The organism is Nocardioides salarius, from assembly GCF_016907435.1.
Taxonomy (GTDB): domain Bacteria; phylum Actinomycetota; class Actinomycetes; order Propionibacteriales; family Nocardioidaceae; genus Nocardioides; species Nocardioides salarius.
Window position 1 is genome coordinate 921,112 of the sequence record NZ_JAFBBZ010000001.1, and the last position, 13,418, is coordinate 934,529.

Sequence of the window (13,418 nt, forward strand, 5' to 3'; positions counted from 1 at the left end):
CCTCAGTCGCGCGTCAGGCGCCGGTGGGTCACGCGGTGCGGGCGGGCCGCCTCGGCGCCCAGGCGCTCGATCTTGTTCTCCTCGTAGGAGGCGAAGTTGCCCTCGAACCAGAACCAGCGGGCCGGGTCCTCGTCGTCGCCCTCCCAGGCGAGGATGTGGGTGGCCACGCGGTCGAGGAACCAGCGGTCGTGCGAGGTGACCACGGCGCACCCGGGGAAGTCGAGCAGCGAGTCCTCGAGCGAGGACAGGGTCTCGACGTCGAGGTCGTTGGTCGGCTCGTCGAGCAGCAGCAGGTTGCCACCCATCTTCAGGGTCAGCGCCAGGTTGAGACGGTTGCGCTCACCACCGGAGAGCACGTTGGCCTTCTTCTGCTGGTCGGGCCCCTTGAACCCGAAGGAGGCCACGTAGGCACGCGAGTTCATCTCGAAGTTCGCGACCTTGATGAAGTCGAGGCCGTCGGAGACGACCTCCCACACGTTCTTGGTGGCGTCGAGGCCGCCGCGGCTCTGGTCGACGTAGGAGATCTTGACGGTCTTGCCGACGTTGAGCTCGCCCGAGTCGGGCTCCTCCTGGTCGGTGATCATCCGGAACAGCGTGGTCTTGCCGACGCCGTTGGGGCCGATCACGCCCACGATGCCGGCCCGCGGCAGCGAGAACGACAGGTCGTGCATGAGGGTGCGGCCCTCGAAGCCCTTGGTCAGGTTCTTGGCCTCGAGCACCACGTCGCCCAGCCGCGGCCCGGCCGGGATGTTGATCTCGGAGGTGTCGATCTTGCGCATCCGGTCGGCCTCGGCCGCCATCTCCTCGTAGCGGGCCAGGCGCGACTTGCTCTTGGCCTGGCGGGCCTTGGGGTTGGAGCGGACCCACTCCAGCTCCTTCTCGAGCATCCGGGCGCGCTTGGCGTCCTTCTGGCCCTCGACCTTGAGCCGGTCCTTCTTGGTCTCCAGGTAGGTGGAGTAGTTGCCCTCGTAGGGGTGCGCCTGTCCCCGGTCGAGCTCGAGGATCCACTGGGCGACGTTGTCGAGGAAGTACCGGTCGTGGGTGACGGCCAGGACGGCGCCGGGGTAGTTGGCCAGGTGGCCCTCGAGCCACTGCACCGACTCGGCGTCGAGGTGGTTGGTGGGCTCGTCGAGGAGCAGCAGGTCGGGCTGCTCGAGCAGCAGCTTGCACAGCGCCACCCGGCGTCGCTCACCACCGGACAGGTTGTCGACCAGCGCGTCGGCGGGCGGGCAGCGCAGCGCGTCCATCGCCTGGTCGAGACGGCTGTCGAGGTCCCAGACGTTGGCCGCGTCGAGCTCGCTCTGCAGGTCGCCCGCCTCGCTGGCCACCTTGTCCTGGTCGGCGTCGGGGTCGCCCATCATCATGTAGAGCTCGTCGAGCCGCGCCATCTTGGCCTTGGTCTCGGCGACGGCCTCCTCGACGTTCTCGAGCACGGTGCGGCCCTCGGTCAGCGGGGGCTCCTGCTGGAGCATGCCGACCGTCGCGCCGGGGTCGAGGATCGCGTCGCCGTTGTTGGCGTGGTCGAGCTGGGCCATGATCTTCAGCAGCGACGACTTGCCGGTGCCGTTGGGGCCCACCACGCCGATCTTGGCGCCGTGCAGGAACGAGAGGGTGACGTTGTCGAGGACGACCTTGTCGCCGTGGGCCTTGCGCACGTTGCGCAGTGTGAAGACATATTCCGCCATGCCGCCGAGCGTAGTTGCTCCGCGGCCCGACGGCTCCCCTGGGTCCCCCCGGCTCAGGCCGCCGCGTGACCGACGTCGCCCGCGCCCGGCGCCTCCTGCGCCACCGTGCCCGCGGGGTCCGTGGAGCGCTGGCGTGGCGTGCGGGTGAAGACCGAGGTGCCCCTGGTCAGGTCGTGGCCGACCAGGACGGCGTCGACCTCGATGGTGGTCACCTCGACACCCGCCTGGTTGGTCCAGACCCGCGGCAGCAGCCGGCCGTGGACCACCACCGGGTCGCCGCGCCGCAGCGAGGAGGCGCAGGTCTGGGCCAGCGTGCGCCAGGCGTTGACGGTGTACCACTGGGTGACGCCGTCGACCCACTCCCCCGTACCGCGATGGAAGCGACGGGGCGTGGTGGCCACCCGGAAGCTGGCCACCGCGCTGCCGGCCGCGTCGCGCACGGTCACGTCGCCGCCCAGCCAGCCCTGCAGCGTCACGGTCGTCTCGTTGAGCATGTCGTCCTGCCCTCCTGCCCGGTGCCGGGCGCTCCCGCCGGGACGGTGCGTCCGCGGCACGACCACTCTGGGCCGGCCCGCCGGGTCGCGGCGCCCGTGGTCGGCGGCCGGTGCACGCACGTGGCGCGAGCGGCGCCCTGTGCACGCACAGTGGCCTCGAGACGGGCCGGGAGGCAGGACGCTCAGCGCGTGGCGAGCGCCTTGGAGAGACCCCCGCGGGCCCGGGTGTAGGCCTCGAGCTCGGCCTCGACCGGGCTGACGACCAGCTCGTGCGCCACCGCGCCGACGGCCTCGCGCAGCCGGGTGTCGGCCACCGATGCCCGGCGCCGGGCGGTGCCGGCGACCAGGCCGCGGCACACCAGTGCCAGCAGCACCCCGAGCCCGACGCCGCCGAGCAGCAGGATGAGCGGGAGCGCGACACCGGCGTACACCGGCGTGTCGTCGAGCGTGCCGGACAGCGCGGTCGCGACGGTCCACGCGGCGCCGAGCAGGGCGGCCACCACCAGGACCCACTGCAGCACCCGCACCACCCCGGCCCAGACCGGGATGCGGGAGGCCTGCAGGTCGACCCCGCGCAGGGCGTCGTCGAGGCGGTCGCCGATCTCGGGGAGGCGCTGCACCGAGGCCCGGCGCACGGCGTCGGCCCACGGGCGCCCGAGCCCCTGGGTCGTGTCGTCGGCCAGCGCACGCACCTCGGAGTCGACGCGGGCACGCTGCACCGAGGTCGTCCCGGGCACCGCGCTCTCGGCCCCGCGCAGCGCCTTGGCGGAGCCGCCCAGGTCGAGCTGCAGCCTCTTCAGCGGGTCGGGGCGCAGCCGGCCCACCCACGACACGAGCGGCCAGCCGGTGGCGCGTCCGGCCCGCAACCGCGTCGAGCGCTCGACGGCCTCCACCACGGTCGGCACCCCCGCCGCCTCGGCGAAGGCGTCCTGCAGCGCACGGACCCGCTGGTCGGACAGGGCCCGCGTCGGTGCGTCGCCGCCGGCCTCCTGGAGGCGGGCGGCGGCCGCCCGCACGTCGGACTCGATCCGCTCGGCGGTCATCTTCTTGGCCCGCACCCGCGACTCGATCTCGCCACGCAGCTCGTCGAGGCCGATGCCCTGGCGAGCACTGACGCCGATCACCGGCACCCGGCCGAGGCCGTCGGCCTCCAGCAGGCGGCGGACGTCGGCGAGCATGGCCTCACGCCCGTCGGCCGGCACCGTGTCGATGTGGTTGAGCACCACCACCATGACGCCCTCGTGGGTCTTCAGCGGCGCGAGGTAGCGGTCGTGGATCGCCGCGTCGGCGTACTTCTGCGGGTCCAGGACCCACACCAGCATGTCGGCCAGGGCGACCAGGCGGTCGACCTCGAGGTGGTGGGAGACCTCGGTGGAGTCGTGGTCGGGCAGGTCGAGGAGCACGACGCCCTCGAGCGCCTGCGACTCGCGTCGGGTGTCGAGCATCGAGTCGCGCGTGGTCTGGTGGCGCGGGGGGATGCCGAGCCAGTCGAGCAGCTCACCGGCGCCGTCGCTGCCCCACACGCAGGCGGTGGCCCACGAGGTGGTCGGGCGGCGTACGCCGACCGCCGACAGCTCGAGGCCGGTGAGGGCGTTGAAGGTCGAGGACTTGCCCGACCCCGTCGCCCCGGCGATGGCGACCACCGTGTGGCCGGCTGAGAGTCGCAGCCGGCTGGTGGCCCGGTCGACGACCTTCTCGGCGTCGCCGACCAGGGCGTCGTCGAGCCGCCCACGGGCCGCCTCGGCGGCGGTCGCGAGCCCCTCGATGCGGGCGCCGGTGTCGGTCCCACGGGTGACCAGCTTCTTGGCCCCCTCGAGCAAGGACGTCATGATCTCCCACTCAGCGTGCGGTCAGTGCTGGGCGACACCCTAGGGTGCCGCTCCAGCCGTGTGGTGGTCAGGGCTCAGCCCTGCCGTGGTGCGGCCGCGAAGCGGACGTCGTCGACGCGACGCGCCGCCTGCCGCAGCTGCTCGGCGGCGTCGGGCGCCAGGCCCAGCGCGTCGACGAGTGAGGTGAAGCGCTCGCGCTCGCTGTCGAGCAGGGCCGTGATGCGCTCCTCGAGCATCCCGCGGGCCCGCTCGGCCAGGCCGCGCACGGCCTGGTCGCCGAAGACGGCCTCGAGCAGCTTCTGGCCCAGCGCCGCCGACCCGCCGGCGATGCCCGCCTCGGCCCCGGTGAGACCGGCGGTGTGGGTGAAGACGACGACCATCAGCGCGACCGAGAGGCCGTTGACCCCGAAGGCCAGGAACCGGGCGGTGGAGCGCTTGTCGGCCCCCTCGGCCTTGACCAGCTCGAGCACGTCGCCCTGCCAGTCGCGCACCGCACGCTCGGCCCGTCGCCGCAGCTCGCGCGAGGCGCGCCCGATGTCGGGACCGGCCTGGGCCAGCAGACCCACGCCGGCGGCGTGCTGCTGCCAGGCGGCCTCGGCCCGTTCGGCGGCCTGCTCGGCGTGCTCGAGGATGAGCAGCTCGAGGCCCGACTCGACCGCCACGGTGACCCGCTCGGCCTGCTGCGGCTTGCCCTTGACCGCGTTGACCACCCGGTCGCGCAGCCAGCCGACGCGGTTCTCGAGCGACTTCAACAGCTCGCCGGTGCCGACGAACTCCTGCCACCGCGCCAGCACCTCGCCACGCAGGAGGGTGCCGTCGGCGGTGGCGCGCACGGCGTCGGCGACCGCGCGCTCGTAGGCCCGGTCGGCCTCCTCACGCAGCGTCGCCGCGGCGCCCACCTGCACGGCGGCCGCGTCGGCCACGGGGTGCACGTGGTGGGTGATGCTGCGAATCGCGCCGTCGAGGGTCTGCTTGACCACCGCCGCCCGGGCGCCGGCGTCGGAGGCCAGCGACTCCAGCCAGCCCCGCACGTCGGCGACGTGTCCGGCCGGCAGCAGCCCGGCCTCGTCGACGGTCCCCTCGTTGACCACGAACAGCGGGGAGTCCTTCAGCCCGCGCGAGGCCAGCATCCGGGCCAGGTGGGTCGAGACGGTCTGCACGGCGTCGGGGGCCGTGCGGTCGAGCACGACCGCGACGGCGGTCGAGCGGTCCGCGGCCTGCTTGAGGAAGCCCCACGGCACCTGGTCGGCGTAGCGCGCGGCCGAGGTGACGAAGAGCCACAGGTCGGCGGCGGCCAGCAGCTGGGCGGCCAGGGTGCGGTTGCGCTCCTCGACGGAGTCGACGTCGGGGGCGTCGAGGATCGCCAGCCCTTGCGGCACGGTGTCGGAGGGCACCAGCTGCAGCGCGTCGGGGTCGTTGGTCGAGTGCTCGACGCGACGCAGGTCGGGCAGCAGCCGGTCCTGGCCGAACCAGTGCCCGTCGTCGGGATGGTGCACCAGCACCGGGGAGCGGGTGGTGGGGCGCAGCACGCCCGGCTCGGTGACCCTGCGCCCGACGAGGGAGTTGACCAGGGTCGACTTGCCGGCCCCGGTCGAGCCGCCCACCACGGTCAGCAGCGGCGCGTCGATGGTCATCACCCGCGGGATGACGTAGTCCTCGAGCTGGTCGACCATCTCCTGGTGCGAGGCGCGCACCTCCTCGACCCCGGGGAGGTCGAGGGGCAGGGTCGCGGCCTGGAGGGCGCCGCGCAGGCGCACCAGCGCGGTGAGCATCTGCGCGTCGTCGACCCCGGTGGGGCCACCAGGGCCGTCGGGGCTGGCGTCGTGCGGGGCTGTCATCGGGTCGGAACCACCTGTCCGGGAAAGGCGATGGACGGTCGTACGGCGCGGATGCGGGCGACGTAGTGCTGTCCTCGGAGTGCGAAGTCTGGCGGAGGAGTGCCCCGCAGGTAGCGATGATGCAGGAACCCGAGCTCGATCACCGCTTGCTGGTAGTCACGCATGGCCCGCTCCCCCGCGGCACCACCCAGCTGGCGGGCATGGGCACGCGCTCGGCGGCGCGCCCCGAGGTCCACCACCCAGCCGATGTCGGTCGCCGGGAGCAGGCCCTGCCGGGCCGCGTCGCCGAGCGCGGCCGCGAGCATCAGGCGCTCCGAGCGCCGGGCCCACACGGCGATGGCGAACAGGCCCACCAGCGCGGGGAACATCAGCACCACGTAGACCGCGACGAAGCTGCCCATGCCGTAGATCGTCGAGCCGTTCCACAGCCCGTGGGCGAGCACGGCGAGCACGTAGCCCGCCAGGGGGGCCAGCACCCGCACCGCCGGTGAGCGCGACCCGACGGCCAGGCCCACGCCGATGCCGATGAAGGTGGTGAAGAACGGGTGCGCGAACGGGCTGAAGAGGCAGCGCACCACGAAGGTGGCCGTCAGGGCCTCGGTGCCACCCGGCCCCATCCCGTCGGTCCCGTTGTACGCCGCCGCGAGGTAGAGGACGTTCTCCACGAACGCGAAGCCGATGCCCACCATCCCGGCGTACACGATGCCGTCGAGGACACCGTCGAGCTCGGCCCGGCGCCACCACAGCAGCAGCACGAGGAAGGCGCCCTTGGACAGCTCCTCGGTGACCGGGGCGACCACGGCCAGGCTGGCGGCCTCGGTGACCCCGACGAAGAAGCCGCCGAGGCCCTGGACCAGCAGGGCCGCCGCGGTGGCCACGAACCCGCCCCACAGGAGCCCCAGGAGCAGCAGCGACCGGGGCTCGGGCTCGTAGCGGTCGAGCCACAGGTAGCACGCGACCAGCGGCCCCACCGGCAGCGCTGCGAGGGCGGTGGCCAGCACGAGCGTGCCCGGCCCTCCGGACAGGGCCACGACCAGCAGGATCGGCAGCGCGCCGAGCACGACCAGCCCGGTGACGACGGCCGTGAAGACGACGTTGTCTCGACGGGCCGGCACCATGGCAGCAGAGCCTATCGGCAGCAGGCGCCGGGGCGGCCGCGCGGCATCGCCGGGCGTGAGCGGCCGACGTAGCATGACGGGCATGAGCGAGCAGAGCACCCCGGAGTCGACCGAGCCCAAGACCGAGTCGCACGACCCCGCCGTGCCTGCGGCCTACTCCGAGCTCATGCGCACCGGCTGGGGCGAGCGCGAGCTGGACCTGCCGCGCCATCCCGTGGCCGAGCTCGCTGCGCAGCGGCGCGCCCGCCTGGCCGAGGCCTTCGCCGGCGAGCGGCTGGTGCTGCCGGCCGGCACCTACAAGGTGCGCTCCAACGACACCGACTACCGCTTCCGCAGCGACACCGCGCACACCTACTTCACCGGCAACCTGACCAGCGACGCCGTGCTGGTGCTCACCGACGGTGAGGCGGTGCTCTACGCACGCCCGCGCTCGGACCGCGACACCGACGAGTTCTTCCGTGACCGCCAGTACGGCGAGCTGTGGGCCGGGCGCCGCCCCTCGGCGCGCGAGATCTCCGACTCCCTGGGCATCGAGGTGCGTCACGTCGACCGGCTCGCCGAGGACCTCGCGGTCACCGGGCCCAAGACCCGGGTCCACCGGGGGGTCTCCCCCCACGTCGACCGCCTGGTCGGTGCCGACGCCGGGCTCGACGCCGAGCTGGCCCGGGTGGCCTCGGAGATGCGGCTGGTCAAGGACGACTGGGAGGTCGCGCAGCTGCAGGAGGCCTGCGACGCCACCACCCTCGGCTTCGAGGACTCCGTCTCCGACTGGGCCAACGTGCTCAAGTACGGCGAGCGCTGGATCGAGGGCACCTTCTTCCGCCGCGCCCGGGCGATGGGCAACGACATCGGCTACGACTCGATCGTCGGTGGCGGCAAGCACGCCACGACCCTGCACTGGATCGAGAACTCGGGGCCGATCACGCCCGGCGAGCTGGTGCTGCTCGACATGGGCGTCGAGGGGCACAACCTCTACACCGCCGACGTGACCCGCACGCTGCCGGTCGACGGCACCTACACCGCTACGCAGCGCGAGCTCTACGACCTCGTGCTCGCCGCGCAGGAGGCCGGCATCCAGGCGGTGCGGCCGGGCACCCCGTTCGCCGACGTGCACACCGCCTCGATGACCGTGCTCGCACACGGCCTCGAGGACATGGGGCTGCTGCCCGTGCCCGCGGCCCAGGCCCTCGACCCCGACAGCAAGGTCTACGCCCGGTGGACCCTGCACGGCACCAGCCACATGCTCGGCATGGACGTGCACGACTGCGGCGCGGCCGCTCCCGAGTCCTACGCCAAGGGCACCCTCGTCGAGGGCATGGTCCTCACCGTCGAGCCGGGCCTGTACTTCCAGGAGGACGACCTGCTGGTCCCCGAGGAGCTGCGCGGCATCGGCATCCGCATCGAGGACGACGTGCTGGTCACCTCCGACGGGCACCGCAACCTCTCGGCGGCGCTGCCGCGCAGCGCGGACGACGTCGAGGCCTGGATGGGCTCCCGCCTCTGAGCCGACCGGCTCTCAGCCGAGCGGGGCAGGCAGGTCGATCCAGAAGGTCGATCCCTCGCCCGGCCGGGAGTCGACGCCCAGCCGGCCGCCGTCGCGCTCGGCCACGGAGCGCGCCAGCGACAGGCCCAGCCCGGTGCCGCGGACCCCGGGCTCGGCGAAGCGGACGAACGGCTCGAAGACCTGGCTCAGCTGGCGCGGCGTCAGGCCGGGCCCGGTGTCCTTGACGCTGATCCGCACCCGGGCCTCGCCCCCCTCCCCGCTCGTGCTGGTGGCGGTGATGGTGACGCTGCCGCCGCGCCGGTTGTGGGCGACCGCGTTCCCGACCAGGTTCGTCAGCACCTGGCGCACCCCGGCCGGGGTGGCCGCGACGACCAGGGCGGGGTCGACGTCGGCGCCCACCAGGACCTCCGCCGTTGCTGCCGGGGTACGCACCCAGTGGACGACGTCCTGGACCGCCTCGGCGACCACCACGGTCTCGCGCCCGCCGTCACCGAGCAGCCGGGCGGTGCTGAGGAGGTCCTCCACGATCGCCAGCAGCTGCTCGCCGGCGCCGACGATGATGCCTGCGTCCTTGTGGACCTGGGTGACGAAATCAGCCAGCCGCTCCACGTCCTCGACACCGGCGAGGTCCTCGGCTTCGCTCTGCAGCACCTCCGCGAAGCCAAGGATCGCGCTGAGAGGGGTGCGCAGCTCGTGGCCGGTGGCGGCGAAGAACTGCTGCTGCACAGCGCTGACCTGGTCGCCGCGCACGATCGCATCGGCGAGGGACCGCCGAGCCGCCTCCGCCGACATCCGCGAGGTGAGGGCGGCGCTGAGCAGGCGCACGTCGGCCACGAGCACCTCGGACCAGGGGCCGGTCTCCTCGCTGCCGACCGAGAGGCTGCCGAACATGCTGGCGCCGCTCAGCAGGGCGTGGGTCATGCAGGAGTGGATGGAGCAACGGGCCAGCTCGCGGGCGTCCTGCGCCGCCTCCGGCGGCAGCAGGTCGACGTCGGCCAGCACTGCGACGTGCCGCCTGGACTGCTCGGAGATCCACGGCATGGTCAGCGCGTCCTGTGGTCCGGCGTCAGGCCCGGGCAAGACCGTGCAGGCCGAGCCGGGTCGCCGCCACTGCCGCAGCCAGGCCCGAGCCCCCAGGTGCACCCACGAGCTCTCGTCGGCGGGGCTGAAGGTCGTCAGGGCGACCGCGACCGCACCGACGCGCGGATCGGTGAGGGCGTGCTCGGCCAGACGCTCGAGTGCCTCGTCGACCTCGACCTCCGCGCGCAGCACGTCCTGAGCCAACCGGACGGCGGCGGCGCTGGGGCGTGCCGACGCGGGGACCACCTGCAGGCCCGCCCTCATCACGCTCATCCCTCCCCCCTCCACGCTCACGAGATCTCGACCAGCGCGGGTCGAGGAAAGATACCGCGGGACTGGTCCACGTACGCAGGCGATACCAGGTCGAGGCGGTGAGCAGCCGCCCACGACGTCAGCTCCGTGAGCTGCGCCAGGCCCACCGTGCGCCCCGGACAGGCGTGCGGGCCGGCCCCGAAGGGCAGCCACGCGCCGGGGCGGGCGGTCGCGTCGTCCCATCGTCCCGGGTCGAGGACCACGCGCTCGGCACCGCGGTCGCACTCCCCCGCCGGAACGAGATCGGCAAGCCGGCCCAGCAGCAAGGGGCTGACCAGGACGACGCCGCCCTCGGGCAGCCGGACGCCGGCTAGGGTCGTCTCGCGGCGGGTCACCCGCGCGGTGACCCACGTCGGCGGGGCGACCCGCAAGACCTCCCAGACCACCTGGACCGGTGCCAGGCCGCCGGTGTGCAGGCGGTCCTGAACCTCGGGGCGCTCGGCCAGCCCGACGAGCAACCAGGCCCCTGCGGCCACCGGCACCTGGGTGCCGGCGGCCAGCACCGTGGCGGTGCCCGGCGGCTCGGCTGCGCCCAGCTGGTCCAGGAGGGTCTCGAGCCGGTGGCGCGCGCCGTCCTCGCTGCGGCGTGCGCGCGACCAGGCAGGCAGCGGCCGAGGGCTCGCGATGACCGGACCCAGGGCGTCGACCCAGTCGAGCACCGCGTCGGCGACCCGGTCGCGATCGGCTGCTGCGAGGGCCGGGAGCGTGGCCGCTGTCGTCGAGCGCGCCACCGGCCTGCGGAGCAGGGCCATGGCGTCGTGCTGGGCACCGGCGGTGCGCGCGAGCTCCAGGTCGAGCTCGGTGCGCAGCACGACGGCGGCCCCGGCCGCTCGTTCGTGGGACAGCGGCGCGACGACCCCGTGCGGCGAGCGGCCGCGCATCTCCGCGCGCCGCACCGCGCGCCGACTCACGTCGACAGGGAAGTCGTAGGTGGCGGGGTCGGTGAGGACGGTCCGGGCCTGGTCCAGAGTGGTGGCTACCCAAGGGCCGTGGCGGCCCAGGGCGCGGGGCCGGTCGTTCCCCGCCGCACGCAGCACGGCACCGAGACGACCTGGGGTGTCCTCGGTGCCGTGCTCGAGCGCAGACGTCATCCGCCCGCGACTCTGGTGGTGGGCGCGCTCAGCGGCCCGGACGCCAGCCGTACATGGCGGCGACCTGGCGCGCGACGCGCCGCTTCTGGATGAGCTTCAACATGGATGTTCCTCCCTTGGTGGTGCGGTGACATGACAGTCCCGAGAACCACCGCACGGTCCCTCCCCGGCGGCTGCGGTCAGCATAGTGAGCGCGCAGCCTCGGCGACCATCAAAATCATTTACTCGCACCCACGACCACCCTTCAGTCCTTACCGCCTCAGCGGGGCTGGGCGAGCTCCTCGAGCAGGTCGAGCAGCTGCTGCTTGCGGAAGGGCTTGGGCAGCACGGCGTCGACCCCGAGCTCGTGCAGGGTCGGACGCTTGTCGCCGGCCCACGCGCTGACGACCACGACCCGCAGGTCGGGAGCCACGTCGGGGTGCGCCCGCAGCCAGCGCACCACCTCCTCGCCGCTCATCCGGGGCATGGAGAGGTCGAGGAACATCACGTCGTACGGCGCGGCCGCGAGCACCTCGACGGCGTGCTGGCCGTCCTCGGCCTCGTCGGCGCTGTGCCCCAACCGGGTCAGCATCCGCACCATGATGTCTCGGATGTCCTCCTGGTCGTCGACGACCAGGAAGCGCCACCCGGCCCCGTCGGGGGAGGTGGCGCCAGTCCCCGAGCCCTGCGACGCATCCACGTCAGGAGCCTAGCGATCTTTACGCGCGCCGCAGGGGTTCACGCCGAAGCCGCCCGGGTCGCTCCCCCGGCCCCCGCCTCGACGTCGTCCTCGAGGCGACCGGCCACCCGGTGCGCGACCAGCAGGACGGCTGCGCCCGCCACGATGGTCACGGCGAAGCCGGCGAGCACCGACCCGACCAGCGCGACCGTGACGTAGCCGAGCGTGGCGGCGACCACCGAGATGACGACGTACGGCAGCTGCGTGGTGACGTGGGTGATCACGTTGCAGCCGGCACCGGTCGAGCTGAGGATCGTGGTGTCGGAGATCGGGGAGGCGTGGTCGCCCGCCACCGCACCGGCCAGCACCGCGCCGAGCGCGGGCAGCAGCAGCTCGGGGGCGTCGAGGGCGTTGACGATGCCGCCGGCGATGGGCAGCAGGAGGCCGAACGACCCCCAGGAGGTGCCGGTGGCGAAGGCCATCGCGCCCGCGAGCAGGAAGACGGTCGGGATCAGCCAGGACGCCGAGATCGAGGAGTCCTCGACGAGGCCGCCGAGGAAGTCGCCGGTGCCGAGCGCGGCGATGAGGGACCCGAGCATCCAGGCCAGCAGCAGGATGCTGACGGCCGGCCACATCGACCGCAGGCCCTCGAGCCAGCCACGACCGAAGGTGCTCCGCCCGAACTTGGGGTTCGAGGAGGTGTCGCGGGCGTAGTAGTAGATCGAGGCCAGCAGGCCCAGCGCGCCACCGACGAGCAGCGAGAGGGTCACGTCGGTCTCGGCGAGCACGTCGATGGGCGACCACGAGCCCGACCCGCGACGACCGGTCACCACGATCCCGCCCAGCACTCCCAGGACGAGCAGGCCGAAGGGGACGACCAGGGCCCGCTTGGCGCCGGGTCGGTGCACGGGCAGGTCCTGCGAGAGCTGGCCCGGGATGTCGTCGTCGCTGTCGTAGGTCTCCCCCTCGACGAGCGCGCGCCGCTCCTCCCCGCGCATCGGGCCGATGTCGACGCCGAGCAGGGCGACGAGCGCGACCATCAGCAGCGCGGCGTAGGCGTAGTAGTTGGCACCGGCGGCGCGCAGGAACGCGCTCACGTCGCTCATGGCGAGCGACGACTCGTCCACGATCGGCCCGATGACCCCGAGGATGTAGGCGCCCCAGCTGGAGAACGGCACGAGCACCGCGACGGGCGCCGAGGTCGAGTCCACGAGGTAGGTCAGCTTGGCGCGCGAGACGCGGAAGCGGTCGGTGACCGGCCGGGTCACCTGGCCGACGGTGAGGGCGTTGAAGTAGTCGTCGATGAAGATCGCCATGCCCAGCAGGGCGGGCAGCACCACCGCGCCGCGGCGCGTCCTGATGCGTTCCTGCGCCCAGTCGGCGAAGGCCTTGGTGCCGCCGGACATCAGGATGAACGCGGTGATGACCCCGAGGGTGAGGGTGAAGACGAGGATGTAGACGTAGGTGGTGTTGAGGCCTCCGTCGACCCAGAAGATCTCCGCGAACGCGCTCGCGACCAGCTCGACGGTGCCCCACGGGGACCCGTCGGCCACCAGGAACGCGGCGCTGATCACCCCCAGCCCCAGGGACAGCAGCACCTTGCGGGTGGCCACCACCAGACCGATCGCCAGCAGCGGCGGGAGCAGTGTCAGGAACTCGTACGACTCGACCACGGGGCTCTCCTCCTGGCGGGGAGCACCACGCTACCCCCGCGGAGGACCGCCCGCGCCCACCCTGGCGCACCGGCGCGAGCACCGCGGACCCGTCCCGGCCCGGTCGCCGCTAGGCTTGCGCGGGGCCCAGCGGCCC

At 73.3% G+C, this 13,418-nt stretch carries 10 protein-coding genes; 1 reads left to right on the forward strand and 9 read right to left on the reverse strand.

The features are described from left to right. Nucleotides 1-2: 2 nt before the first annotated feature. From ettA to JOE61_RS04490, 5 genes are all read right to left on the reverse strand, one after another. Complete coding sequence (gene ettA, locus JOE61_RS04470) at nt 3-1,685, reverse strand: energy-dependent translational throttle protein EttA (protein WP_193667806.1); 1,683 nt, start codon at nt 1,683-1,685, stop codon at nt 3-5. A gap of 53 nt (nt 1,686-1,738) precedes the next feature. Beyond that, nucleotides 1,739-2,179, reverse strand: a complete 441-nt coding sequence (locus JOE61_RS04475) for a single-stranded DNA-binding protein (RefSeq protein WP_193667805.1) — start codon at nt 2,177-2,179, stop codon at nt 1,739-1,741. 182 nt (nt 2,180-2,361) lie between these two features. Next, entirely contained in the window at nt 2,362-4,008 is a 1,647-nt protein-coding gene (locus JOE61_RS04480; RefSeq protein ID WP_193667804.1) for a GTPase, read from the reverse strand. 74 nt (nt 4,009-4,082) lie between these two features. Beyond that, a complete protein-coding gene (locus tag JOE61_RS04485; RefSeq protein ID WP_193668008.1) occupies nt 4,083-5,780 on the reverse strand; it encodes a GTPase domain-containing protein in 1,698 nt (565 codons plus the stop codon). Nucleotides 5,781-5,842: 62 nt separating this feature from the next. Beyond that, nucleotides 5,843-6,964 carry a PrsW family intramembrane metalloprotease gene (locus JOE61_RS04490; RefSeq protein ID WP_193667803.1) on the reverse strand — a complete coding sequence of 374 codons (1,122 nt, stop codon included), beginning with the start codon at nt 6,962-6,964 and terminating at the stop codon, nt 5,843-5,845. Nucleotides 6,965-7,046: 82 nt separating this feature from the next. Between JOE61_RS04490 and JOE61_RS04495 the strand changes: the two genes are divergently transcribed. Then, on the forward strand, nt 7,047-8,468 hold the full coding sequence (locus tag JOE61_RS04495) for an aminopeptidase P family protein (RefSeq protein ID WP_193667802.1): 1,422 nt from the start codon (nt 7,047-7,049) through the stop codon (nt 8,466-8,468). A gap of 12 nt (nt 8,469-8,480) precedes the next feature. On the opposite strand, the gene JOE61_RS04500 is transcribed toward JOE61_RS04495, so the two are convergent. From JOE61_RS04500 to JOE61_RS04515, 4 genes are all read right to left on the reverse strand, one after another. Continuing rightward, complete coding sequence (locus JOE61_RS04500; RefSeq protein WP_193667801.1) at nt 8,481-9,821, reverse strand: sensor histidine kinase; 1,341 nt, start codon at nt 9,819-9,821, stop codon at nt 8,481-8,483. Between the two features lie 17 nt (nt 9,822-9,838). Further along, complete coding sequence (locus JOE61_RS04505; RefSeq protein ID WP_193667800.1) at nt 9,839-10,951, reverse strand: cytochrome P450; 1,113 nt, start codon at nt 10,949-10,951, stop codon at nt 9,839-9,841. A 259-nt stretch (nt 10,952-11,210) separates the two neighbouring features. Further along, nucleotides 11,211-11,630 (reverse strand): response regulator, encoded by a 420-nt coding sequence (locus JOE61_RS04510; protein ID WP_193667799.1) that lies wholly within the window; start codon nt 11,628-11,630, stop codon nt 11,211-11,213. A 38-nt stretch (nt 11,631-11,668) separates the two neighbouring features. Beyond that, nucleotides 11,669-13,282, reverse strand: coding sequence for a Na+/H+ antiporter NhaC family protein (locus JOE61_RS04515; RefSeq protein ID WP_193667798.1), 1,614 nt, complete (start codon nt 13,280-13,282; stop codon nt 11,669-11,671). Nucleotides 13,283-13,418: the final 136 nt, after the last annotated feature.